Raw genomic sequence first — 24,641 nt, 5'->3', positions numbered from 1 at the left:
TGTCGATAAAAAATGAAGAATTATTTACGAAGCACTTGCGCAGGCCGAAAAACGTTGGCATAATCTCGCTTCTCGATTGGCGCTGCAGCAAAAAGCCAGTCAGGTACGGAAGGTTAGCTCAGTGGTAGAGCACTGCATTCACACTGCAGGGGTCGCAAGTTCAAACCTTGCACTTTCCACCAAATTCAGAAAAGCCCGCCTTGTGCGGGCTTTTCGCATTTCTGCCTTTTCTTCCGTTTTCTTTCCTCGTTTTCTCTCTCTGCATGACGGGCGTGATCCGTTAAGCTAGCGGCCATTCGTCAAGAACAGGACTCGAACAGCCATGCACGACATCATCTGCCCCCACTGCGGCAAAGCTTTCAAGATCGATGAAGCCGGTTACGCCGACATCCTCTCGCAAGTGCGCGACAGCGCCTTCGAGCAGCAATTGCATGAGCGCCTGGAACTGGCCGAGCAGGACAAGCGCAACGCCATCGAACTGGCGCGCGCCAAGTCCGAAGCCGAGTTGCAGAAGGCGGCCGCGGCGCGCGATGCCGAGATCCAGGAATTGAAAGCGCGTCTGGAAGCCGGCGAGATGGCGCAGAAGATGGCCGTGGCCGAAGCCATGGCCAACGTGGAGCGCGAGCGTGACAAGCTGGCCAACGATCTGGAGCAGGCCCGCAGGGAAAAGCTCGCCGAGCAGCAACTGGCCCAGGCGCGCCTGGCCCAGCAGCTGCAGCAGACCGCCAGCGAGAAGGATGCCGAGATCCAGGCCCTCAAAGCGAAGATGGATTCCATCGCCCTGACCCAGAAGCTGGCTGTCAACGAAGCCGTCGGCGCGGTAGAGAAACAGCGCGACGAACTCAAGAGCAAGCTGATGCACGCCGAGCTGGAAAAGCAGCTGGCCGAGAAATCACTGAAGGACAAATACGAGACCCAGCTGAAGGACCGCGAAGACATGATCGAGCGCCTGCGCGACATGAAGGCGCGGCTCTCCACCAAGATGGTCGGCGAGACCCTGGAACAGCACTGCGAAACGGAATTCAACCGCATCCGCGCCACCGCTTTCCCGCGTGCGTATTTCGAGAAGGACAACGATGCGCGCAGCGGCAGCAAGGGCGACTACATCTTCCGTGATACGGATGAGGGGGGTACCGAGATCGTCTCCATCATGTTCGAGATGAAGAACGAGAGCGATCGCACTGCGACCAAGAATCGCAATGAAGATTTCCTCAAGGAACTGGACAAGGACCGCCAGGAGAAGGGCTGCGAATACGCCGTGCTGGTCTCGCTGCTGGAGCCGGAGAGCGAGCTGTACAACACGGGGATTGTGGATGTATTTCACCGCTACCCGAAGATGTACGTGGTGCGTCCCCAGTTCTTCATTCCCATCATTACGCTGCTGAGGAACGCCGCGCTCAATTCGCTGAAATACAAGAATGAGCTGGCGGTGGTGAAGGCGCAGAACATCGACATCACCAATTTCGAATCCGAGCTGGATACCTTCAAGGCGGCGTTTGCCAAGAACTACGACCTGGCCTCGCGCCGCTTCCAGACGGCCATCGACGAGATCGACAAGTCCATCGACCACCTGCAGAAGACCAAGGAAGCCCTGCTCGGCACCGACCGCAACCTGCGGCTGGCCAATGACAAGGCGCAGGATGTGACCATCAAGCGCCTGACGCGCGGCAATCCGACCATGGCGGCGAAGTTTGCGGAGGTCAAGAAGGAGCAGGGCGAGGAGGAACAGTAAGCCAGTTCGGGCTTACGCCCCGGCGAAGGCCGCAAACTCGCCGCGCAACGCGCGGTAGAGGCTACGGTAACGCTCCAGTCTGCGGGCGCTCTGTTCATGATGCGCAGTGACTGGTTGGTAGGTCTGTTCGATTTGGGGCGCGGTGCACACGCTCGCCGCATCCTCCCCCGTCCGCGCCAACCTCCCCAACCTCGCCGCCCCCAACGCCGCACCCACTTCCGCCCCTGCATGCCGCCGCAGAGGAATCCCCAGGGCGGTAGCACACAGCTCTCCCCAGAACGCACTGCGCGACCCGCCGCCCACAAAAGCCGCACTCTCCAGCGTAGTGCCCGCAGCCTGCAGGGCCGCATAGCCATCGGCCATCGCAAAGGCCACGCCTTCCATCACCGCATAGGCCAGATGCGCAGTCTCATGCGCGGGCGTCATGCCGAACAGCACGCCTTTGGCCGTCGCATCATTGTGCGGCGTGCGCTCGCCATTCAGATACGGCAGGAACAGCGGTGCCTGTGCCTGCTGCGTCGCCGTCAATCGCTCCGCCCCCGCCACAAGCTCCGCCACCGGCCGCGCCGTCACACCCGAGAGCCAATGCAGGCTGGCGGCCGCCGACAGGATCACGCTCATCTGATGCCATTGCCCCGGCAGGCAGTGGCAGAACGCATGCACACCTTGCTGTGGATTGGGCGCATGCCGTGCCGTTGCAGCGAACAAGACGCCAGAACTGCCCAGCGACAAGAAAGCATCGCCCGCCTGGATTACGCCGATGCCCACGGCGCTGGCCGCATTGTCCCCGGCACCGCCGGCCACCACCACCGGGCCGTTGATGCCCCATTCGCGCCGCAACTCCTCACGCAACTGGCCGGCCACGTCACTGCCTTCGACCAGGCGCGGCATGTGGCTGCGATCCAGCCCGGTGGCCGCCAGCATGCGGTCGGACCAGTCGCGCTGCGCCACATCCAGCCAGAGCGTGCCGGCCGCGTCCGACATCTCGGAGACGAATTCTCCCGTCAGTTTCCAGCCCAGGTAGTCCTTGGGCAGCAAGACCTTGTCGATGGCGCGGTACACCGCCGGTTCGTATTTCGACAGCCACAGCAGCTTGGGTGCCGTGAAGCCCGGCATGGCGCGATTGCCGGTGATGGCGGGCGCATCCGGTACCAGCGCTTCCAGCTCTACGCATTCCGCATGGGCGCGCATGTCGTTCCACAGGATGGCCGGACGTAATACATTGCCGTTGCGATCCAGCAGGGTGGCGCCATGCATCTGGCCGGAGATGCCGATGCCGCGCAGGGCCTGGAAGGCCTGCGGGGCCTCGGCGCGCAGCGCGGCGATGGCGTCGAGCGTGGCGTTCCACCAGGCCTGCGGCGCCTGCTCGGACCACAGCGGATGCGGGTTGTCCACCCGCAGGCGGGCGCTGCTGGTGGCGATGACGCGGGAGTCGTCGTCGGTGAGGACGAGCTTGACTTCGGAAGTGCCGAGGTCGATGCCGAGATAGCTCAAATCATTTTCCTTTGCGTGCAAGTGGAGAGGCGCTACGCGACCGCCCGGACTTCATCGTTGAGCCGGTGCAGCGCACGGAAGCGCGAGGGCGGCATGCCCTTGTGGGCCAGGAACTGGCGATTGAAATTGGAAAGATTGTTGAACCCGACCCGGTAGCACACCTCGGTCACGCTCAGTTCGGTACACATCAGCAATTCGCAGGCTTCGTTCAGGCGCAATCCGTTCTGGTACTGGATGAAGGTGCAGCCCGTATGCCGCTTGAAGAAGCGCGTAAAGCTGCTTACGCTCATGCCCGCCAGTTCGGCCACATCGCTCTCGCGCAGGTTGCCGCCGAGGTTCTGGCGGATGCAGGAAAGCACCTGGTTGATGGTGGACGACATGTGGCGCTGGGCATCCAGGTCGTAGCCCGGGCCGGCCAGTGGCCTGCGTTCGCGGCAGGAGGCCAGCTGTTCCAGCACGCTCATCATCAGCACCACACGGCGCGCACCGCCGGCCTGCGCCAGGTCCTGCATCAGCGGAATGATCGACCTGCCCAGCGCATCAGGAAACTGCAATCCGCGCGCCGCGCCCTCCAGCAGATCCTGCAGGGGCGAGAGCTCCGGGATGGCCCCCAGCATGCGGTCGGCAAAGGGCCGCGAGAATTGCAGCACCAGGTCGCGCGCGCCCACGTGCTCATCCGCGCCCAGGTTGCTGACCCAGTTGTGCGGCAGGTTGGGTCCGGTCAGCACCAGGTTGCCGGGAGCGAAGTCGCCGATGAAGTCGCCCACGAAAAACTTGCCGCTGGATGCGGTGATGACGTGGACTTCGTATTCAGGATGAAAATGCCATTTGGCCACCGTGTGCGGGTAGTCATGCACCCACGCCCTGAACGATTCGTCCTGGCGGGTATGGACCAGCTCCAGATCCGGACTCATGCTTTGTCTCCTTGCCATGCGGGCCGTCGTCTTGTCCGTCGGCCGCGAAGGCGGCGGGCGGCAGCGACAGGTTCTCTCCGCTTTGTACATCGAACACGTGCAACGCGTGCTGATCGAAGGCCAGGTGCAGGCGCTGTCCCGCCTGCGGCAGGTGCTGCGCGCTCACCAGGGCGGTCAGCGTCTGTGCGCCCCAGCGGGTGGTCAGGAGCGCATCGGCCCCCAGGATCTCCACCAGTTCCACATCGACCGCGCAGGTCAGGCTGTGGGCGGCGTCCTGCTCGCCGGCCATGCGGACATAGTCAGGACGCACCGCCAACTTTACCGACATTCCCGGCATCAGGCGTGAAAACCTTTCATCTTGCAGGATCCAGCGCTGGTCTTCGCAGCGCACGGAGACCGTTGCGCCATCGCGCTCGACCACGCCATCGAGGAAGTTCATGGCAGGCGTGCCGATGAATCCGGCCGCAAAGAGCGTGCGCGGATAACGATAGAGCTCGGCCGGCGAACCCGCCTGCACGATCTGTCCGCCCTGCATGAGGATGACGCGGTCAGCCAGGGTCATGGCTTCCAGCTGGTCGTGGGTGACGTAGACGGTGGTGGTGCGCAGGCGCTGGTGCAGGCGCTTGATGTCGCCGCGCAATTGCGCGCGCAGCTTGGCATCGAGGTTGGAGAGCGGCTCATCGAACAGGAACACCGACGGCGTCTTGATGATGGCGCGCGCAATTGCCGCGCGCTGCTGCTGGCCACCGGACATGGCGCGCGGCTTGCGCTCGAGCAGGGCATCCAGATTCAACATGGCCGCCACTTCGCGCACGCGGCGGTCGATCTCGGCGGCCGGGCGCTTCAGGCGGCGCAGGCCGAAGGCGATATTGTCATACACGTTCATGTGCGGATAGAGCGCGTAATTCTGGAACACCATGGCCACGTTGCGATCCCGCGCAGGCAGCGCGTTGACCACCTTGCCGCCGATGGAGAGGGTGCCGCCGCTGATCTCTTCGAGTCCGGCGATCATGCGCAGCATGGTCGATTTGCCGCAGCCCGAGGGACCCAGCAGGACCACGAATTCGCCATCACCGATGGCCAGATCCAGCGGATGCAATACCGGCGGGCCACCGGCGTAATGCTTGGACAAGCCCTGGCAATGGATCTCGGCCATGGTCAGCCTTCCATTTCGATCTGGATCTTCACATCCTGCGGACGGCCGCGAGCGGCTTCCTCGAAGGCCTCAATCCCCTGCGAGAAGGGGAAGCTGCGTGAAATGAAAGGCTTCACATCGATCATTCCGGAGCTCAGCAGCGCCAGTGCGCGCGGGAAAATGTTGGCATAACGGAAGACCGATTCCAGCCGCACTTCCTTGGTCTGCATGGTCACCACGTCCAGCGCCACCGGCTCCGGCGGCATGCCCACCAGCACCGCGCAGCCACCGGGACACACCAGGTCCAGCAAGGTCTGGTAGACGCCGGCATGGCCCGACGCCTCAAACACCACATCGGCACCCCAGCCCTCGGTGACTTGCTGCACCACGTCGGGCAAGGCCTGCTGCGTCACATCCACCGTGATGACGGCGGGATTGTTGGCGAAGTGGGCCAGCTTCTCGGCCACCACATCGGCCAGGATCACGCGCGCCGCACCCCCGGCCAGGGCTGCCAGTGCAGTCATGGCGCCGATGGTGCCGGCACCGATCACCACGGCCGTATCGCCCGGCTTCATGCGCGCCTTGGTGGCGGCCTGCAGGCCGATGGACAAGGGTTCGACGATGGCTCCTTCGGCAAAGCTGACATTGTCCGGCAGCCGATAGGTGAAGGCCGCCGGATGCACCACGCTGCCGGTCAGGCAGCCGTGAATGGGCGGCGTGGCCCAGAAGCGCACCGAGGGGTCGAGGTTGTACAGGCCGCGCAGCGTGGCCGGCGAATCCAGGCGCGGGATGCCCGGCTCCATGCAGACGCGGTCGCCGACTTTGAGTTGCGTGACCGCGCTGCCGACTTCGATGATGGTGCCCGAGGCCTCGTGCCCCAGCACCATGGGCGCTTCCACCTTGAAGGGGCCGATGCGGCCGTGGGTGTAGTAGTGCAGGTCGCTGCCGCAGATGCCCACGGTGTGGATGCGGATGCGCACATCCTGGGCACCGAGATCCTGCGGCAGGTCGATGTCGCGCAGGGCCAGTTCACGCGTGGCTTCGAGTACGAGGGCTTGCATGGGGTCTCCTTATTTTCCGGTGAGGATGGAATTCAACAGCCGGCTCAACACGCCGACAAAGATCAGGGGCGGCAGCGCCAGCAACACGGTGGAAGCGTTGATCACGCCCCACGGCACTTCCTGCCCCATGGAAGTAAAGGCCGAGGCCACCACCGGCAGCGTGGCGCTGTTGGAGGAGGTCAGCGCCAGGGCGATCATCAGTTCGTTCCACACCAGCACGAAGCTGAAGATGATCCCGCCCAGCAAGGTGCCGGCGCAGTTGGGCAGGGCGATCTTCCAGAACACCGCGTAGGGGCCGTAGCCATCGAGGGTGGCGGCTTCCTCGATCTCGCGCGGCATGCGCTGGAAGACGGGGATCGACAGCCAGGTGATGGTGGAGAGCGTGGTCAGCAGGTAAGTCACGATCATCGAGAAGCGCGTGTCATACAGCCCCAGGTCGACCCAGATCGCAATGAGCGGAATGGCCACCGCCACCGGCGGCAGGAAGCGCAGCGAGAGCAGGAAGAACTGGATGTCGCGCTTGCCCGGCACGTGATAGCGCGCAATCACGTAGGCTGCCGGCACACCCATGAGCGTACCCAGCAGCACGGCGCTGCCGACGATGACGGCACTGTTGGTGAGGCCCACCAGCACTTCCGGACTGCCGATGACCTGGCGATAGTTCTCCAGCGTCGGCGTGAAGAGAAAGCGCGGTGTCGGCGTGACGATGTCCAGCAAGGTCTTCAGCGAATTGAGCAGCGCCCACAGCAGCGGAAACACCGCCACCAGCACCAGCAGGATGCCCACGCCCCAGACGGCGCAGCGTGCAATCAGTCTTCCCATTTGCTCACCCGTTTCCAGATCAGGGTAAAGATCAGCGTGGTGGCCACCATCATCAGCACTGCCATGGTGGAGGCATACGAGACCTTGCCGGACAAGCCGATACCCTGGGCATAGGCATACATGTCCAGCGTTTCGGTGGCCACGCCCGGCCCGCCCTTGGTCATCACGTAGATCAGGTCGAAGGAGCGCAGCGACTCCACCATCTTGATGAAGACCAGGCTGATGAGCGGCGCCTTCAACATCGGCAGGGCGATGTAGGCGTACACCTGCCAGGTGCGCGCGTGGTCCAGCCGCGCCGCCTCCAGCGGTTCGGGCGGCAGGGTTTCCAGCAGCTTCAGGACAATTACGGCGAAGAACAATCCCCACTGCCAGATATCGACGGCAGCCACCGCATAGAGCGCCAGCAGCGGGTCCGACAGGAAGGCCGTGTCATGGATGCCCACCAGTCCCAGCAGCCAGCCCAGGATGCCGGTCAGCGGCGAATACATGAACTTCCAGATGAAGGCGGCCGACACGCGTGGCAGCAGCACCGGCGTGATCAGCAAGACGCACATGGCTTGCCGCCATTTGCCGTGGACGTTTTCAAACAGGTAGATGGCGATGAGGATGCCGGCCACCACCGCACCCAGCACGGTGACCACTTCCCAGATCGCCGAGACTTCGATGGCATTGAGGAAGCGCCGGTCCGACATCAGCCGCTCGACATTGCGCAGCCAGACGTAGTCGCTGTCGGGATAGCGCAGCACGCGGTTCTTCAGTGCCAGGTTGATCGCCGCCACCGTCGGTACCAGCCCCAGCACCAGCATCACCAGGAGCGACGGGCCGAGGAACAGGTAGGGCAGCGAGGTCTTTCCACGATTGAACATGCAGGACTCCGGAGTCCGCCCCGTTCCGGCGAGGGAACAGGGCGGCTACATCGTTTGACGCGGTTGAATGAAGGAAATTATTTACGCGCGTGTTCCATCGCGTCCTGCGCATACTGGGCGGCTTCGTTCAGGGCACGCGGAATGTCCTTCTGGGTGCCGGTGAAGACTTCTTCCAGCGCCACGCCCAGGTTGTCGCCGATGTCCGGCCACTGCGGGCTGGGCCAGATGGTCAGCTTCGAGACCGGGGTGGTGTCCTTCAAGCCCGCCAGGATCTGCGGCTTGACGTTCTTCTGGAAGTAATCGCTCTGGATGGTGCTGGTGCGGTTGTAGTCGCTGAAGACCTTCTCGCGCAGGCGCGCCTGTTCCTGTTCCTTGCCGGTGGCAAAGGCGATGAACTTGCCGGCCGACTGTCGCGTGCACTCGTCCTTGGCACCGATGGCGGAGATAGCCAGCCCGTGGCCGTAGGCAGCCGAGGGCAGCGGTGCCGGCGGACGGGCATAGCCGACCTTGTCGGCCACGCTGGACTTGCTGCTGTCTTCCATCCAGTCGGCGAAGGGCGTGGACTCGATCATGAAGGCCACCTTGCCCGAGCGGAAGGCTTCCAGCGCATTGCTCCAGTCATAGGTAGCCGCACCCGGGGGACCGTACTTGAACAGTTCCGCATAGAGCTGCGTGGCCTTGACGGCCGCCGGCGAATTGAAGGCCGGCTGGTTGTTCTTGTCGGTCCACTGGCCGCCCTGGGCCAGCATGAAGGGCGCCCAGCGCCACACGTTCATGCCCGAGCCGCGCTGGCCGCGTGCCACCCAGCCGTAGACGCCGGGCGGCGAATGCAGCTTCTTGATGTCGGCCACCAGTTCGTCCAGCGTGCGCGGCACCGGCAGGCCGGCCTTCTCCAGCAGGTCGCGGCGATAGAAGAGGAAATCGGAACCGCCGATCAGCGGCGCGAAATACGCCACATCCTTGTAGCTGGCCACCGCGCGGCGGCCGGGCAGGAAGTCGTCATAGTCGGCCTCCTTGGGGAAATACTTCAGCAGCGGCACGATCCAGCCAGCCGAGGCGAACTCGGCCACATTGGCCTCATCGACGTAATACACCTGGTAGGAACCGGCCTTGGTGGAAGCATCCAGGCGCGACTTGGCGCGCCGGTCGTTCTCGCCGAAGTAGCTGATCTCCACGCGGGTGCCGGTGCGCTTCTGGTAATCGGCCAGCGATTTCTCCATCACCGTCAGGCCCAGGCTCTTCTGCGCCAGCACCTTCAGCACAGGGACATTGCAGGACTGCGCCGATGCCACCAAGGGCAGGGCAGCGCCAAGGACGGCGCACGCGGCGCCCAAGCAGATCTTGTTCACGGGTTGTCTCCTGGTATTTTTTATCGTTCAGGTCGGGCGCAGAGGCGGGGGGATTCGCAAGCACCCTTTGCCTTCAAAGGCAGGAGCAAGAGTACGAGGGCAGGGCGCGCCGCTCCACGCCAAAAGTGTGTGGCGGGCTGATACTTTTTGATCGTTTGTTGTGGGGGCTGCGCGTTTTTGTATTACCGCTGCATGGGAAAGAAAGGCCTCAGCCCGCCAGCGCCGGCAGGCTCACGGTAGCCACCAGCCCGCTACCTTGCGCCGGCGCATCGAGCCGGATCGCGCCCTGCGAAGCCTGCACGATCTCGCGCACGATGGCCAGGCCCAGGCCCGAGCCCGGCTGGTCCGGCGCGGCATTGCGATAGAAGCGCTCGAAGACGCGCTCGCGGACCTCGGCCGGGATGCCGGGCCCGTTGTCGGTCACGGTGATGATGATCTGGCTGCGCTTCTTCTCCAGTCCCACCGTGACCTTGCCGCCCTCCGGCGTATAACGGAGGGCATTGTCGATCAGGTTCATCAGCAAGCCCATCAGCTGCGCCTCATTGCCGTTGACCATGGCGCTCTCCAGCGTGGTCTCCAGCCCCAGGTCGATGCCCTTCTTGAGTGCCAGCCCGGCCAGTTCCTCCAGCACCATGGCGGCCACCGCCAGCAGGTCCACCGGTGCGCGCGGGAAGGCGCTGCTGTTGGAAGCTTCAGCCTGCGAGAGCAGCAGCAGCTTGTTGGTCAGGTCGGTCATGCTGCGGCTGCCTTCCTGCAAGGAGGCCAGCACCTGTTTCACCCGCGCCGGATCGTCCAGCTGGCGCGCGAACTGGATCTGCGAATCGATCACCGCCAGGGGCGTGCGCAACTGGTGTGCGGCATCGGCCACGAAGCGCTTCTGCACCGTCACCTGGGCATTGAGGCGGAAGATGTACTGGTTGATGGCTTCCACGATGGGCCGCAATTCCTGCTGCAGGCCGCCTGCACGCAGCGGCGTGAGCGAATCCGGTTCGCGCGTGGCCAGTTCGTCCTTGAGCGCCAGCAGCGGCCGCAATTCCATCGTCAGGCCCAGCACCACCAGGCTGATGGCCAGCAGCAGCAGCACGATCTGACGCCGCAGCGAGGCATGCCACTGGTCGTCGATCATTTCCTGCCGTCCCTGCATGGTCTGGCCCACCGAGACGGCCACCATGCGCAGCGTGCCTTCATCGAACAGCGCGCGGATGTAGCTGACCACGCGCAGCGGCTTGCCTTCGAAGGTGGTCGTGGTATAGACCGGATAGAGCGCCGCAAAGTCAGGCTCGGCGGGGAAGTCGGGGCGTCCGGCCAGCAGCGTCTCGTCATCCATGCGCACCTGGTAATACACCGCATCCTGCGCCGGCGAGGCGAACAGTTCCAGCGCTGCAGGCGGGATCGAGACCACCGGTGCACCATCGTTCCAGCCGACCTGGCCGGCCATCATGCGGGCCGAGGCCAGCAGTGCCCGGTCCTGCACGAGGGTGGCGCTGGAGACGGCATTGTCATACGCGTCGCCCGTAGACAGGCCCACGTAGACCGCCATCGGAATCAGCAGCCACCACAGCAGCCGCAGGCGCAGGCTGTCAATCATCTTTTTGTTTGAGCAGATAGCCCAGGCCGCGCAGGGTCATGATGGCCGCGCTGGAGTGCTCCAGTTTCTTGCGCAGGCGCGAGATGTAGATTTCGATGGCGTCCGCGCTAGGCTCTTCGGACAGGCTGAAGACCCCCTTCATCAACGCGGTCTTGGAAACCGTCTTGCCTTGCTTCAACATCAGCACTTCGAGCACGTCATGTTCGCGCGCCGGGAGCGCCAGCGTTACGCCGGCCACCGCGAACTGGCGCGTATTGCTGTCATACACCAGGTCGCCGCAGTGGATCTCGGCGGCCTTGTCGGGTGTCTGGCGGCGCACCAGCACCTTGATGCGGGCCACCAGTTCGCGGATCTCGAAGGGCTTGACCAGGTAGTCATCGGCCCCGGCACCGAGGCATTCGACCTTTTCATCGATGGAGCCGCTGGCAGTCAGGATCATCACCGGCACGCCGTTGTGGCGCTCGCGCAGGCGCCGCAGCACGTTCTTGCCGTGCAGCTTGGGCAGCATCAGGTCCAGCAGGACGACGTCGTAGTTCTCGTCGCGCAGGACCTGGTCGGCGATCTCGCCATCGGCGGCGATATCGACCTTGAACTTGTGTTCCTTGAGGATCTGCTCCAGCCAGTGGGCGAGCTGGGGATTGTCTTCGATCAGGAGCAATTTCATGCGATGGTCTCGTGTTTCTTGAGGTTCTTTTTTGTTGCGCTGCAAAGCAGAAAGCCGGAATTTGGAAAGCTGGATGAAGGTTTCGGCTTCTTAGAATAGGCCCGCAGTCTACAAGAGATGGCGACAGACCATCCAACCAAAATGTGGAGACAATCATAATGCGTCACGACCTTCGCGTGTTCCCGTCCCCCAGAACGCCTGCCCTGCGCCGCCGCCTGCGGACCCTGGGCGCCACCGCCATCGCTGCCTGCGCTCTGGGCCTGGCGGCCCCGCAAGCCCATGCAGCCGACAAGATCATCATCATGGTCGGCGGCATCAACAAGCTCATCTATCTGCCGCCCAAGCTGGCCGAAAGCCTGGGCTACTTCAAGGAAGAAGGCCTGGACGTGGAGCTGCAGTCGCAGCCGGCCGGGGTCGATGCCGAGAATGAACTGCTGGCCGGGGCCGTGCAGGCCGTGGTCGGCTACTACGATCATTCCATCGACCTGCAGAGCAAGGGCAAGGAAGTCACTTCCATCACCCAGCTGCTGCTGGTGCCGGGCGGCATGGAGATGGTGCGCGCCGACCTCGCCGACAGCGTGCGCAGCATGGCCGACCTCAAGGGCAAGACCCTGGGCGTGACCGGGCTGGGCTCGTCCTCCAGCTTCCTGGCGCAATACCTGGCCAGCCGCGCCGGTCTGAAGGCGGGCGACTACTCGATCCTGCCGGTCGGTGCCGGCAATACCCTGATCGCCGCCATGAAGCAGAAGCGCGTGGACGTGGCCTGGACCACCGAGCCGACCACCTCCATCCTGCTGGCCTCCGGTGCGGCCAAGGTGCTGGTCGACATGAGCAGCGTGGAAGGCACCAAGGCCGCGCTGGGCGGACTGTATCCGGCGTCCAGCCTGTACGTGCATCGCTCCTGGATGGTGAGCCACAAGGCGGAATCGCAGAAGCTGGCGCGCGCCTTCGTCAAGACGCTGAAATACATCCAGACCCATTCGGCCGAAGAAGTGGCCGACAAGATGCCCAAGGACTATTACGGCGGCAACAAGGCCATCTACGTGCAAGCGCTCAAGGCTTCGCTGCCCATGTATTCGCCCGATGGCAAGATGCCTGCCGGCGGGCCGGAACAGGTGTTGAAGGTGATGGCCGGGTTCAATCCCAACATCAAGGGCAAGAACATCGACCTCTCCAAGACCTATACCAACGAGTTTGTCGACGCGGTAAAGTGAATTTTGCCGGTTATATGAAGGCACCGTAGAATCCACGGGCTTTCGCACTGATTTCCTGGAGCTGACGTGAACAAAAATCTCCGCCGTGGCCTGCTGTCGCTGGCCGTTGCCGGCACCATGCTGGCCGCATTGCCGATCCACGCCATGGCTGCCGCCAAGGTCACCATCATGGTGGGCGGCATCAACAAGATGGTCTATCTGCCCGCCAAGCTGGCCGAACAACTGGGCTACTTCAAGGAAGAGGGCCTGGACGTGGAGCTGCAGTCGCAGCCGGCCGGGGTCGATGCCGAGAATGAACTGCTGGCCGGCGCGGTGCAGGCCGTGGTCGGTTTCTATGATCATTCCATCGACCTGCAGACCAAGGGCAAGGAAATCACCGCCATCACCATCCTGGGCCAGGTGCCGGGCGAAGTGGAGCTGGTCTCCACCAAGGCTGCGCCGCACTTCCAGAGCATGGCCGATGCCAAGGGCAAGACCCTGGGCGTGACCGGGCTGGGCTCGTCCACCAACTTCCTGACCCAATACCTGGCCTCGCGCCATGGCATCACCTCCAAGCAGTTCTCGGTGCTGCCGGTGGGCGCGGACAATACCTTCATCGCCGCCATGAAGCAGGGCCGCATCGATGCCGGCATGACCACCGAACCGACCGCGTCGCTGCTGCTCAAGACCGGCGATGCCCAGGTGCTGGTGGACATGCGCACCGTGGAAGGCACCATCAAGGCACTCGGCGGGCTGTACCCGGCCTCCAGCGTGTATGTACAGCGCAGCTGGCTCAACAGCCACAAGGAGGAAGCGCAGAAGCTGGCGCGTGCCTTCGTGAAAACGCTCAGGTTCATCAACACGCACACCGCCGAGCAGATCGCCGAGAAGATGCCCAAGGACTACTACGGCAGCAACAAGGCGCTGTATATACAAGCCCTGAACAATTCGCTGCCCATGTATTCGCCGGACGGCAAGATGCCCAAGGGCGGGCCGGAGACCGTGCTGGCGGTGCTGTCGGGCTTCAATCCCAACGTCAAGGGCAAGCATGTGGACTTGTCCAAGACCTACACGGATGAATTCGTCAACGCCGTGAAATGAGGCGGCGACTGGCAGCTGGCCAGTCTTGCTGAAAACTATATAAACGATATACGCCATGACGCGCTCCGGCGCGTCAGGGGCGCGCTCAACCCGAATTCAACCCCAAGCCACGAAAGAGCCCCACGATGAACGCCATCAACCAGCAGGCCTTCACCCCCGCCGGCCAGGCCGCCCAGGCCACGCCGGCCATTGAATTGCGCAACGTGAGCTGCCGCTTCATCACGGCCGACGGCCGGGCGACGGTGGCCCTGCGCGATTTTTCCATGAGCGTGGCGCGCGGCGAATTCGTGGCCGTGGTCGGCCCGACCGGCTGCGGCAAGTCGACCACGCTTTCGCTCATCACCGGCCTGCTCAAGCCGACCCTGGGCGAGGTGCGGGTGATGGGGCAGCCGGTCAACGGCATCGATCCGCGCATCGGTTTCGTGTTCCAGAACGATGCGGTCTTTCCTTGGCGCAGCGTGCGCGACAACGTCGCCGCTGGTCCCATGTTCCGTGGCCAGTCCAAGGAGCAGGCCCATGCGCTGGCCGACGAATGGATTCGGCGCGTGGGCCTGGACAAGTTCGGCGACCACTATCCGCACCAGCTCTCGGGCGGCATGCGCAAGCGCGTGGCGCTGGCCCAGACCTTCATCAACAGCCCCGAGATCCTGCTGATGGACGAACCCTTCTCGGCGCTGGACATGCAGACCCGCACCCTGATGCAGGATGAACTGCTGCGCCTGTGGTCGGCCCATTCGGGCTCGGTGGTGTTCGTCACCCATGATCTCGAGGAAGCCATTGCGCTGGCCGACAAGGTCTACGTGCTCACCGCCCGCCCGGCTACCTTGAAGAGCGTCTATCCGATCGACCTGCCGCGTCCGCGCGTGATGGAGGAAGTGCGCTACGAGCAGCGCTTCATCGATATCTCGCGGCGCATCTGGGCCGATCTGCGTGAAGAAGTTCACATCGCTTAAGCGCTTGCATCAGCCGGAGCGCCTTCGATACGCCGCTGCGCGCCTACTCAGGCCGAACGGTCAGCGGATGCATCATTGAACTCCGTTCGCTCTGAGTAGCCGCACAGCGGCGTATCGAAGAGCGCGCACGGAACTCAACTTTTTTCTGAAGAGCAGGGGAGCAACATGACACAAGCACAAGCCAGCCACAGCGCCGCGACGATGGACATCGCCGGCGTCGAAGCCGAGGCCCGGCGCAAGATCCGCGCGCGAAAACAACTGGTCATCGGCCTGCGCATCGCCATCCTGGTGATCGTGCTGGGCGGCTGGGAAGGCGGTGCGCGGCTGGGCTGGATCGATCCCTTCTTCTTCTCGCAGCCGTCGGCCATCGTGGCGCAGATCGTCGAGTGGATGGTCGAGGGCACCTCCCAAGGCCCGCTCTGGACCCAGGTACTGGTGACACTGGAAGAAACCGTGCTGGGATTTTTGATCGGCTCGGTGGCCGGCGTCATCGCCGGCATCATCCTCGGGCGCAACAAGCTGCTCTCGGATGTCTTCAGCCTCTACATCCAGATCGCCAATTCGATTCCGCGCGTGGTGCTGGGCTCCATCTTCGTCATCGCCTTCGGCCTGGGCATGGCCTCCAAGGTGGCGCTGGCGGTGGTGATGGTGTTCTTCGTGGTCTTCGCCAATGCCTTCCAGGGCGTGCGGGAAGCCGACCGCTACATGATCGCCAACGCCCAGATCCTCGGTGCCTCGCCACGCCAGGTGACCATGGCGGTGGTGATCCCGTCGGCACTGTCGTGGATCCTGGCCAGCCTGCATGTGAGCTTCGGGTTTGCACTGGTCGGCGCGGTGGTCGGGGAGTTCCTCGGTTCCAAGCAGGGTATCGGCCTGCTGATCTCCACCGCCCAGGGGGCGTTCAATGCCAGCGGCGTATTCGCGGCCATGATCGTGCTGGCCGTGGTGGCACTGGCGGCGGACTGGCTGCTGCATGCGCTGGAACGGCGCTTGCTGAAGTGGCGCCCGCAAGCCTTCTGATGAGAAATGCCTGAGGGCGTAGAATGTGACGCCAGCAATCGGGGACACGGCAACGTGCCCCCGCCGTGCTTTGATCCGCGCGTTTCCACTTCCTTTCCGTCATGTCCGCCAACCAGCCGCCTCGCCCGAGTGACACCGCTGCAACGTCGTCCGCCTCACCCTCCCTCAACGATCCCGTGACCCAGCGCGCGCTGCTGTGGATCGTGGCCTCCGGCTTTTTCATGCAGACGCTGGACACCACCATCGTCAACACCGCCTTGCCCGCCATGGCGCGCAGCCTGGGCGAGCCGGTGCTGAACATGCACCCGGTGGTGGTGGCCTACACCTTGACGATGGCGTCGCTCACGCCTGCCTCGGGCTGGCTGGCCGATCGCTTCGGCACGCGCCGTGTGTATTTCGCGGCGATCCTGCTGTTCGCGCTGGGCTCGGTGCTGTGCGCCATGGCACCGACCCTGCCGATCTTGCTGGCCGCTCGCGTGATCCAGGGGCTGGGCGGCTCCATGCTGCTGCCGGTCGGGCGCCTGGCCGTGCTGCGGGCAGTGCCGGGCGCGCAGTACATCGCTGCACTGGCCTCGATCTCCATTGCCGGGCAGCTCGGTCCGGTGGTCGGTCCTGTACTGGGCGGGTGGCTGGTAGAAAGCCTGTCCTGGCACTGGATCTTTCTGATCAACCTTCCGGTAGGTGTGCTGGGGATGGGGGCCGTACTGTACTTCCTCCCTGATGACAGCCTTACCGGTACACCTCGCTTCGATCTCTTCGGCTGTGCTTTGCTGTCCGCCTGCATGGTGGCCTTCTCGCTGGCGCTGGACGTGCCTTTCGATACCCACCGTACTGGCTGGAGCCTGGCACTGTCTGCTGTGGCAGCATCAACTGTACTGGTCTACTGGCGCCATGCGTCCGTTCATCCGCGCCCACTGTTCCGGCTCGGTTTGTTCGGGGAACCCAATTTCAGCATCGGACTGGCAGGTAACCTGGTTTGCCGTATCGGTTCATCGGCAGTGCCGTTCCTGCTGCCGCTGCTGTTGCAGGTGCGGCTGGGCTATTCACCGCTGCATGCGGGCATGCTGCTGCTGCCGGCTGCCATTGCGGGCACCATTGCCAAGCCGTGGATCGCGCCGCTGGTCAAGCGCTTTGGCTATGACCGCTTCCTGTTGATCAATACCGCCATCGTCGGGATCTCCATCGTATCGTTCGCGCTGATCACGCCGGGCTGGCCGCTGGCGGCGTCCATCGTACAACTGGCGGTATTCGGCGCCTCCAATTCCATGCAGTTCGCGGCCATGAACAGCGTGACCCTGAAGGGCTTGCGCAAGGAAGATGCGGGCAGCGGCAACAGTCTTTTCTCGATGGTGCAGATGCTGGCCATCGGCCTGGGCGTGACCATCGGCGGGACCATGGTCAATGCCTTCAAGAGCGAGGCGGGTGTGGCCACCAATGCCAGCTTCCAGATCACCTTCGTGATCGTGGGACTCATCACCCTGGTCTCGGCCTGGGTGTTCCGCAAGATGGATCCGCGTTACTTCAGCTGAGCGCGGCTCAGGTCTCGCTCCACTGGCGCAGGAGGTTGTGATAGCAGCCTACCAGCGTGCGCCGTGCGAGCGCATCGGCGTCGGTCTGGTTCAGGCGCTGGATGGCATTGTCCATGTCGAACAGCATCTGGCGCTGGCCATCGTCGCGCACCAGGCTCTGCACCCAGAAGAAGCAGCCTACGCGCACGCCGCGCGTGACCGGGGTGACGGTGTGCAGGCTGGTGGCCGGATAGAGCACCATGTCGCCCGCCGCCAGCTTGACGCTGTGCATGCCGTAACTGTCATCGATCTGCAGTTCACCGCCGTCGTAGTCTTCCGGATCGGCCAGAAACAGCGTGGCCGAGACATCGGTACGCAGCTTGCGTCCGCTGTGCGGATGGATGCGCACGCTGCCATCGACGTGGGCGCCGAAGGTCATGCCTTCGCCATAACGATTGAACATGGGCGGGTAGATCAGGTTGGGCAGCGCCGCGCTGATGAAGCGCGGGTGCCGCTCCAGCGCGGAGACGATGATGCGCTGGCATTGCAGGGCGACGTCGGACTGCTCGTCGATCTGCTGGTTGTATTTCACCGGCGCGCCCTGGTAGCCCGCTGTCACGCGCCCGTCCACCCAGGCCGGTCCTGCGTTGTCCAGCAGGCTGCGAACGGTCTGCAGGGCTTGCGGGTCCAGCAGCTGGGGGATAGTGATGAGCATGGGCGCGTCCTCTTTCCTTACATGCGATAGGTCAGCGACAGCAGGGCGGTACGGCCCGAACCCGGGACCGAACGGCCGCCGTCTGATTGGATCAGCGCATCGTAATACATCTTGTCGGTCAGATTGTAGAGGTTCAGGCGGATGTCGTAGGCCTTGGTGGTGTAGGCCAGCATCGCGTCGTAACGGGTGTAGCCGCCGACCTGCACCGTGTTGGTGGCATTGGCATAGCGCTGCGACATGTAGGTCGCGCCGCCACCGATCTGCCAGTGCGGAGCGACGTCATACGTGGTCCAGGTGGTGAAGGTGTGCTTGGGCGTGTTGACCGGGATCTTGCCGACCGAGGTATCGGCCACGGCACCGCCGACCACCTTGGCATCCAGGTAGGTGTAGTTGGCGGCGATCTGCCAGTCGCGGGTGATGCGGCCGGTGGCGCCCGCACGCGCGCCGTTCACGCGCACCGTGCCGGCCAGCTCATAGACGCCGGTGGCCACCTGGCTGCGGGCGTTTTCCTTGGTGATCTGGAAGCCGGCGGCAGTCAGCGCCAGGCCTTCGGCCACGTCCCACTTGCCGCCCAGTTCATAGGAGCGGTTCTTTTCCGGGTCGAGGTTCTGCTGGCCCGTGGTGCCGGTCAGCTGTTCCAGCGAGGGATTGAAGGAAGTGCCGTAGGAAACGTAATACGACTGCGCCGCGCTGGGCTGCCAGATCGCCCCCGAACGCACGCTCACGAAGTTCACGCTCTGCTGCGCATAGCCCAGTGCGGTGGAGCCGGCGGTATTGCCCGAGTTGATCGAGTTGCTGATGCTGGCCACGTAGCGGTCATAGCGCAGGCCGCCGACCAGCTTGAATTGCGGCACCAGCTCGATGGTGTCGCCGACATAGGCGGCGATGGTGTTGGCACTGCCGCCGGCACGGTTGCCTGCGGTATCGGCCACGCTGCTGCCGGCGGCGCTGTAGGAAGGATTGAGCAGGCTGACGCAATCCATGTAGCCGGTGGTTGCTCCGCTTGCGTTGAGCGAGCGGCCATTGCAGCTGCCGTTGCGGTAGTAATTCTGGTTATCGTAACCGTCGTGACCAACTTCCACGCCCACCAGCGCATCGTGCTTGACGCTGCCGGTGCTGAACTTGGCGGCCAGTTCGGTCTGGTTGAAGATGGAGTAGTCGTTGATGTTGCGGTCATGGCTCTGACCGCGCACGAACAGGCTCGACAGGGGCAGGCTGCTGGCCGCATTGGTCAGCGCCGTGAAGCCGCTGGACGAGACCGTGCCGATGGTATTGGGCGCGGTTTCCACCGCATTGGTGTGCACGTAGTTGAACTGGGTCTGGTTGCGCAGGGTGACGTCGGGCGCGATCTTGTGCTTGATGCCGGCATTGAACGCGGCCACGTCCTGGATGGTGCGGTCGCTGTTCAAGCCATAGGCGGTGTTGCGGTCGACGTTGACGGGGTGGCCGTTGAGCGGCGGCAGGCCGTAATCGGGCTGGTCCTGGTTGTGCTGCAGCAGGGCCGAGAGCGTGATTTCGGTGGAGGTGCCGATACCCCAGACATAGGAACCGGCCAGGCCGAAGTCCTGCACATCGGTCTGGTTGCGCGTGCTGGCCGCGCCGTTCTGGGCCATGGCTTCGATGCGCAGGGCCGAGGTGTCCGACAGCGGGCGGTTGACGTCCACCGTGCTGCGCACCAGGCCATTGGTGGTCACCGAGCCGGTGATCTCGGTGGCGGCCTTGAGGTTGGCTTTCTTGCTGACCTGATTGATGATGCCGCCGGTCGAGCCGCGGCCGAAGAGCATCGAGGAGGGGCCCATCAGGACTTCCACTTCTTCGATGGCGAAGGTGTCGCGGTAGTACTGGCCACGATCGCGGAAGCCGTCGAGATAGATGTCGGTGCGCGCCGAGAAACCGTTGAGGTTGATGTTGTTGCCGATCTGCCCGCCTTCGGCACCGCCCAGCGTGATGCCGGAAACGTTGCGCAGCGCATCGGCCAGCGAACTGACGCCCTGCGACTGCATCTGCGCCTTGTTGACCACCGTCACCGATTGCGGCACGTCGTGCAGGTCGGCCGGCAGCTTGGTGATGGCCGTGCCGGTGCTGGCGAAATCATCGCGGCGGCCTTCCACCGTCACCGGGGCCAGCTGGCTGCCGGTGGCTGTGGTGGCGGTCGTGCTGGTAGCGGGAGTGGCCTGCTGCGCGTGGGCGGAGAGGGGAGCGGCAAACGTGGCCACCAATGCGGCGGCGATCGGCGTGAGACGGTTCATGTTCTTCTTGTCGGTGAAGTGGAGTAGGAAACGATGAGCCGATCCTGCTCGCGCAGGACCGGCTCGAATGGCTGGCTACTCCGTCCTTCAATGGCAACAAGGAAGTTCGTTTGGCTGGCTGATGACCAGTGTTCTTTTTTTACATGCTAATGATTGGGATTCTCATTCGCATGGCTGGCAAGATTAAGGCGGAAGTCTGACAAATCGCTGTCATGAAGCTGACGATGAACTGAGTGTGACGAAAAAGAAACACTCTTTACATGTCGCTGCCCGCCTGGGGGATCGCCTGATTTGCAGCATTGCCTGGGCTGCAATACGATGCAGCGGTTACGCAGATGTTTTGCGCCGTTTTTCTCTACCGAAGTCCCCTATGAATGTTCTGCTGGTCGAAGATGACCCGGTACTCACCGACGGTCTGTCGCGGGTACTCAACTCGCACGGTTTTACCGTGCATACCGTCAACAACGGCAACGATGCGCTGTCGCAGCGTTTCAACGCGGCCGTGCTGGTGCTCGACATCGGCCTGCCCGGCATCGACGGTTTCGAAGTCCTGCGCCGCATGCGCGCCAATGGCAACAACACGCCGGTGCTGCTGCTGACCGCACGCGACACCATCCCCGACCGCGTGCATGGCCTGGAGCTGGGTGCCGATGACTACCTGGTCAAGCCTTTCGCCACCCCCGAACTGGTGGCGCGCATCAAGGCGCTGATCCGCCGCAGTGCGCCGCAGCCGGCACAGCTGACCGTGGGCGGGCTGTCGCTGGACAACGCCACCAAGCGCGCCGACATCGACGGCCGCAAAATCGAACTGTCTCTGCGTGAATGGACGGTGCTGGAATACCTGATGCAACACGCTTCGCGCGTGGTCTCCAAGCAGCAGATCATCGATGCCGTCCTGCCCTGGGGCGAGGATTTCACGATCAATGCGGTGGAGGTGTATGTCTCGCGCATCCGTCTCAAGATCGCGGATTCGGGCGTGGTGATCCGTACCATCCGCGGCTTCGGCTACATGCTCGAAAAGAGCGAGAACTGAGCCGGCAGGCCGCGTCATGACGGTCATCGACCAGCAGCCGCCCGCCAGTGCGGCCAACACGAACAACTCGGCCAATGCTACCCCGCCTGCGGCAGCTGTTACCCACGCCAGCATCCGGCGCGATCTGCTCAAGTGGCTGATCGCGCCCTTGCTGCTGCTCAATCTGGTCGGTGCCGGCCTGACCTACTGGCTGGCCTGGCTGCCGGCCCAGCATGCCTTCGACCAGAACCTGATGGATTCCACCTGGGGCCTGTATGCCCAGGTGCGCCATCGTCAGGAACGCACCACTGCCGAGCTGACCCAGCAGGCCGAGCAGATCCTGCGCAGCAATCACTCCGACACCACCTTCTTTGCCGTGCGCAATTCGCAGGGCGAGATCCTGGTGGGCGACAAGGGCTTCCCGCAACTGCCGGAGAGCGAGACGTTCGACCGGCCCTTCAACTATGACGGCGAAATGCGCGGCGAACCGGTGCGTATTTCGGCCATGCAGGTACGGGTCAAGAATGGCGTGATCTCGGTGGCGGTGGCCGAGACCATCCGCAAGCGCGATCGTGCGCACTACACCATCCTGCTGTCCTTCCTGCTGCTGGATGGCGGGCTGACCTTCGGGTCGCTGTCGGTGGTGCTGATCGCCGTGCGGCGCGGGCTGCGTCCCTTGAAGAGTCTGCAGCGCAACCTGGAACAACGCGGCCACGGCAAGCTGGGGGCCATCGATGGCATTGGTGCGCCGGTGGAATTGCAGCCGCTGATCGTGGCCATGAACGAACTGATGGCCCGCATCAGCAAGGGTGAACAGGCGCAGCAGAATTTCATGGCCGACGTTGCCCATCAATTGCGCACGCCTCTCACGGGCCTGAAGCTGCAACTGGAACTGCTGCATGACAAGCACCAGGACCAGCCCGATACCGCCCGCTCGCTGGCGATGATGAACTCTTCGGTGGAGCGCATGATCCGCCAGAGCCGGCAGCTGCTGGCGCTGGCGCGCTCCGAGCCTGGCCTGTTCGAAAGCCGCAAGCTGGAGGAGCTGTCACTGCACAAACTGGTGGAAGAATCGGTGCAGCACTTCATCGAAGAGGCCGACAAGAAACACATCGACCTCGGCTTCGACCTGCAGCCGGCACGCCTGCGCGGCGACCGTTTCCTGCTCGCCGACCTGATCGACAACCTCATCGACAATGCCGTGCGCTATTCCCCCTTGCACGGAACGGTGACGGTGCGCTGCCTGGAAGAAGAGGGGGCCACCGTGCTCTCGGTGGAAGATTCCGGCCCAGGCATTGCTCCCGAGCATCGCGAGCTCATCTTTGACCGCTACTATCGCGCCAATGACAAGATCGCCGGCAGCGGCCTGGGCCTGGCCATCGTGCGCGAGATTGCGCACGACCATGGCGGCGTCATCACGGTCGATTGCAAGGAGCAAGGGCAGGGCACCAACTTCACGGTACGCTTCCCGCTGGCGGGCTGAGCCCGGCGGCGATGGCCGCACTGGCCGCAGTTGCCGCACGACATCGTTTTCATGCAGAACCTCATGCCTGCCCCTGTGTCAAACGGGCTTCATCGTGAACGACTCAGGAGGCAGCATGACGGACAAGGTCTTGCAAAGTGGCACCCATATCGCCCGCTACGATGCGGTTGAAAAACCGGATGAAGGCTTCGAGGCGCAAGTCTTCGTGCGCCTGTCGCGCGAGCCCGAGATCGCGGAAACCTACATTCCGGTAGGCCTCTTCCCGACCGAGGAAGAAGCCCTGGCCAGCGCCCGCGAACGCGCGCAGCGCGCCTTGAAGGAGCACGAATTTTGAGCCGCCTGCCTGCTTCTCCTTGCTTTTCCGCGCGTCGCCGCACTCTGTTGCTGGGTGCCGCCGCCGGTGCCGTCCTGGTGCTGGCGGGCTGTGCCACGGGCGGTGCCTCGGGCGGCGCGGACACTGGCCTCTCCTCATCAACCCTGTTTGAACTGCGCGGTGCGACCACCGTACCGACCCAGGGCTGGATCAAGGCGCGCCTGAGCGAACCACCGGGTGGCGACATCTATCTCGCCCCGCGCGCCGCACTCGATGCCGGCGACGTGCAGCGCGCGTCGGCGCAGAAGGATGCGGCCGGACGTGCGGTGCTGGTACTGCAATTCTCGCCCACCGGGACCGCCAGGCTGGCGGCGGCCTCGCGCGAGTTGATGGGGCGCCAGCTCGCCGCCGTGCTGGAAGGCCGCGTGACCAATGTGGCCAGCGTGCAAGGCCCGATGACCATCAACACCATGGCCCTGACCGGATTGTCCAGTTTCGAGGACGCAGTGCGGCTGGCCAACCTGCTGTCCAAGGGTAACTAGGCCGCCTGCCCGCGCATGCTGAGGGAAAGCATGGCTGGCAGGGGCGGGCAGGGCATGCTAATGTCCTGCCCATTCGCGGCACTGCATTGACGCTGCCCTTACAGAAGACTCACAACATCAACAAGAACAATGTCCGTCGCCCGCCACATCGTCCAGGTCCATCCGCGCTTGCTCATCGGCATCGCCATCGGGATCGCCGCCGCCACCGTTCTCCCCGCCAGTACCTGGATCGGCCGCAGCCTCATCGGCTGGAATGCCGGCGTCTGGTTCTATTTGCTCAGCCTGTGGGTGATGATGCTGCGGGCCGATGCCAAGGCCGTCAAGCGCCTGGCCGAGACCGAGGACGAGAGCGCCCACGTGGTACTGGTGATGGTCTGCGTGGCAGCCATTGCGAGTTTGCTCGCCATCTTGCTGGAACTGGGCGGCAGCAGCCATCACGACGAGCGCGGCAGGCTGTTGCGCTATGCCTTTACAGCCTCCACCGTGTTCGGCTCGTGGGCCCTGATCGGGACCATCTTCACGCTGCATTACGCGCGCCTCTTCTATGCCGATGACGACGACCCGGAGGCCCTGCCGCTGCGCTTCCCGGACGGCATACGCAATCCCGGCTACTGGGATTTCCTGTATTTCGCCTTCACCATCAGCGTGGCCGTGCAGACCTCGGACGTGGCCGTGGCCTCGCGCGCGTTACGCAAGTCGGTGCTGGCGCATTCGCTGATCTGCTTCGTGTTCAATGCCGCCATCATCGGCTTGTCCATCAATATCGCGGCCGGCCTGGCCGGCACCTGAAAGCGAGTGTCAGTGCCAGGATGACAGCGCTGCGGAACCGAACCGGCAGCGCTTTGTCCTAGCCGGGTTCAGAGGCGGGTGAGTGCGCGATCAAGCGCCGCACCGGCGCTCTGCGCAAACCGGAAGCCGCCCGTATAA

General features: G+C 63.7%; 22 protein-coding genes and 1 tRNA gene. 12 read left to right on the top strand and 11 right to left on the bottom strand.

Annotation, left to right across the window (positions count from 1 at the left end; translation table 11 throughout):
- Positions 1-107 precede the first annotated feature (107 nt).
- Together E2K99_RS17700 and E2K99_RS17695 are read left to right on the top strand one after the other, a co-directional pair.
- Positions 108-182: transfer RNA gene (locus E2K99_RS17700), tRNA-Val, on the top strand.
- Between the two features lie 140 nt (positions 183-322).
- Positions 323-1,732 carry a DUF2130 domain-containing protein gene (locus E2K99_RS17695; protein ID WP_134223059.1) on the top strand — a complete coding sequence of 470 codons (1,410 nt, stop codon included), beginning with the start codon at positions 323-325 and terminating at the stop codon, positions 1,730-1,732.
- Between the two features lie 12 nt (positions 1,733-1,744).
- Here E2K99_RS17695 and xylB read toward each other — a convergent pair whose 3' ends face one another.
- The 9 genes from xylB to E2K99_RS17650 form a co-directional block, all read right to left on the bottom strand.
- Positions 1,745-3,226: a xylulokinase gene (gene xylB, locus E2K99_RS17690; protein ID WP_134223058.1), complete on the bottom strand. Its 1,482-nt coding sequence runs from the start codon at positions 3,224-3,226 to the stop codon at positions 1,745-1,747.
- 32 nt (positions 3,227-3,258) lie between these two features.
- Positions 3,259-4,140 carry an AraC family transcriptional regulator gene (locus tag E2K99_RS17685; protein ID WP_134223057.1) on the bottom strand — a complete coding sequence of 294 codons (882 nt, stop codon included), beginning with the start codon at positions 4,138-4,140 and terminating at the stop codon, positions 3,259-3,261.
- Entirely contained in the window at positions 4,076-5,296 is a 1,221-nt protein-coding gene (locus E2K99_RS17680) for an ABC transporter ATP-binding protein (RefSeq protein ID WP_134223056.1), read from the bottom strand. The genes E2K99_RS17685 and E2K99_RS17680 overlap by 65 nt, the downstream gene beginning before the upstream one ends.
- Positions 5,297-5,298: 2 nt before the next feature.
- Positions 5,299-6,336 (bottom strand): NAD(P)-dependent alcohol dehydrogenase, encoded by a 1,038-nt coding sequence (locus tag E2K99_RS17675; RefSeq protein ID WP_134223055.1) that lies wholly within the window; start codon positions 6,334-6,336, stop codon positions 5,299-5,301.
- A 9-nt stretch (positions 6,337-6,345) separates the two neighbouring features.
- Positions 6,346-7,158, bottom strand: coding sequence for a carbohydrate ABC transporter permease (locus E2K99_RS17670; protein ID WP_134223054.1), 813 nt, complete (start codon positions 7,156-7,158; stop codon positions 6,346-6,348).
- A complete protein-coding gene (locus E2K99_RS17665) occupies positions 7,146-8,024 on the bottom strand; it encodes a carbohydrate ABC transporter permease (protein ID WP_039784515.1) in 879 nt (292 codons plus the stop codon). The genes E2K99_RS17670 and E2K99_RS17665 overlap by 13 nt, the downstream gene beginning before the upstream one ends.
- Before the next feature lie 77 nt (positions 8,025-8,101).
- A complete protein-coding gene (locus E2K99_RS17660) occupies positions 8,102-9,373 on the bottom strand; it encodes an ABC transporter substrate-binding protein (protein WP_134223053.1) in 1,272 nt (423 codons plus the stop codon).
- A gap of 208 nt (positions 9,374-9,581) precedes the next feature.
- Positions 9,582-10,961 carry a sensor histidine kinase gene (locus E2K99_RS17655; protein ID WP_039784517.1) on the bottom strand — a complete coding sequence of 460 codons (1,380 nt, stop codon included), beginning with the start codon at positions 10,959-10,961 and terminating at the stop codon, positions 9,582-9,584.
- The gene (locus tag E2K99_RS17650; RefSeq protein ID WP_034338420.1) at positions 10,954-11,625 is read right to left on the bottom strand and encodes a response regulator; all 672 of its coding nucleotides are present in this window, start codon (positions 11,623-11,625) and stop codon (positions 10,954-10,956) included. The genes E2K99_RS17655 and E2K99_RS17650 overlap by 8 nt, the downstream gene beginning before the upstream one ends.
- 158 nt (positions 11,626-11,783) lie before the next feature.
- Here E2K99_RS17650 and E2K99_RS17645 point away from each other — a divergent pair, with 158 nt between their 5' ends.
- The 5 genes from E2K99_RS17645 to E2K99_RS17625 all read left to right on the top strand — a co-directional run bounded on the left by E2K99_RS17645 (position 11,784) and on the right by E2K99_RS17625 (position 17,421).
- Entirely contained in the window at positions 11,784-12,839 is a 1,056-nt protein-coding gene (locus tag E2K99_RS17645; protein WP_134223052.1) for an ABC transporter substrate-binding protein, read from the top strand.
- A gap of 66 nt (positions 12,840-12,905) precedes the next feature.
- The gene (locus E2K99_RS17640; protein ID WP_134223051.1) at positions 12,906-13,919 is read left to right on the top strand and encodes an ABC transporter substrate-binding protein; all 1,014 of its coding nucleotides are present in this window, start codon (positions 12,906-12,908) and stop codon (positions 13,917-13,919) included.
- A gap of 125 nt (positions 13,920-14,044) precedes the next feature.
- On the top strand, positions 14,045-14,872 hold the full coding sequence (locus E2K99_RS17635) for an ABC transporter ATP-binding protein (RefSeq protein WP_051156266.1): 828 nt from the start codon (positions 14,045-14,047) through the stop codon (positions 14,870-14,872).
- Between the two features lie 165 nt (positions 14,873-15,037).
- Positions 15,038-15,892 carry an ABC transporter permease gene (locus tag E2K99_RS17630; RefSeq protein ID WP_121045247.1) on the top strand — a complete coding sequence of 285 codons (855 nt, stop codon included), beginning with the start codon at positions 15,038-15,040 and terminating at the stop codon, positions 15,890-15,892.
- 221 nt (positions 15,893-16,113) lie between these two features.
- Complete coding sequence (locus E2K99_RS17625) at positions 16,114-17,421, top strand: DHA2 family efflux MFS transporter permease subunit (RefSeq protein WP_420840923.1); 1,308 nt, start codon at positions 16,114-16,116, stop codon at positions 17,419-17,421.
- 7 nt (positions 17,422-17,428) lie between these two features.
- Here E2K99_RS17625 and E2K99_RS17620 read toward each other — a convergent pair whose 3' ends face one another.
- The gene (locus E2K99_RS17620; RefSeq protein ID WP_034330332.1) at positions 17,429-18,115 is read right to left on the bottom strand and encodes a Fe2+-dependent dioxygenase; all 687 of its coding nucleotides are present in this window, start codon (positions 18,113-18,115) and stop codon (positions 17,429-17,431) included.
- 17 nt (positions 18,116-18,132) lie between these two features.
- Complete coding sequence (locus E2K99_RS17615; protein WP_134223049.1) at positions 18,133-20,364, bottom strand: TonB-dependent receptor; 2,232 nt, start codon at positions 20,362-20,364, stop codon at positions 18,133-18,135.
- A 370-nt stretch (positions 20,365-20,734) separates the two neighbouring features.
- On the opposite strand from E2K99_RS17615, the gene E2K99_RS17610 reads away from it, so the two are divergent.
- The 5 genes from E2K99_RS17610 to E2K99_RS17590 all read left to right on the top strand — a co-directional run bounded on the left by E2K99_RS17610 (position 20,735) and on the right by E2K99_RS17590 (position 24,503).
- Positions 20,735-21,397, top strand: a complete 663-nt coding sequence (locus tag E2K99_RS17610) for a response regulator transcription factor (protein ID WP_008331064.1) — start codon at positions 20,735-20,737, stop codon at positions 21,395-21,397.
- Positions 21,398-21,413: 16 nt separating this feature from the next.
- Positions 21,414-22,859, top strand: a complete 1,446-nt coding sequence (locus E2K99_RS17605; RefSeq protein WP_134223048.1) for a sensor histidine kinase — start codon at positions 21,414-21,416, stop codon at positions 22,857-22,859.
- Between the two features lie 115 nt (positions 22,860-22,974).
- The gene (locus E2K99_RS17600) at positions 22,975-23,193 is read left to right on the top strand and encodes a hypothetical protein (protein WP_034330326.1); all 219 of its coding nucleotides are present in this window, start codon (positions 22,975-22,977) and stop codon (positions 23,191-23,193) included.
- Positions 23,190-23,714, top strand: coding sequence for a SecDF P1 head subdomain-containing protein (locus E2K99_RS17595; RefSeq protein ID WP_134223047.1), 525 nt, complete (start codon positions 23,190-23,192; stop codon positions 23,712-23,714). Before E2K99_RS17600 ends, E2K99_RS17595 begins: the two co-directional genes overlap by 4 nt.
- 129 nt (positions 23,715-23,843) lie before the next feature.
- Positions 23,844-24,503 (top strand): DUF1345 domain-containing protein, encoded by a 660-nt coding sequence (locus E2K99_RS17590; protein WP_039784524.1) that lies wholly within the window; start codon positions 23,844-23,846, stop codon positions 24,501-24,503.
- Positions 24,504-24,641: the final 138 nt, after the last annotated feature.

The organism is Herbaspirillum huttiense (assembly GCF_004367745.1).
GTDB classification, from domain to species: Bacteria; Pseudomonadota; Gammaproteobacteria; order Burkholderiales; family Burkholderiaceae_D; genus Herbaspirillum; species Herbaspirillum huttiense.
Note: the sequence above shows the minus strand (reverse complement) of the source record. Positions and strands in the feature narration are given on the sequence as shown.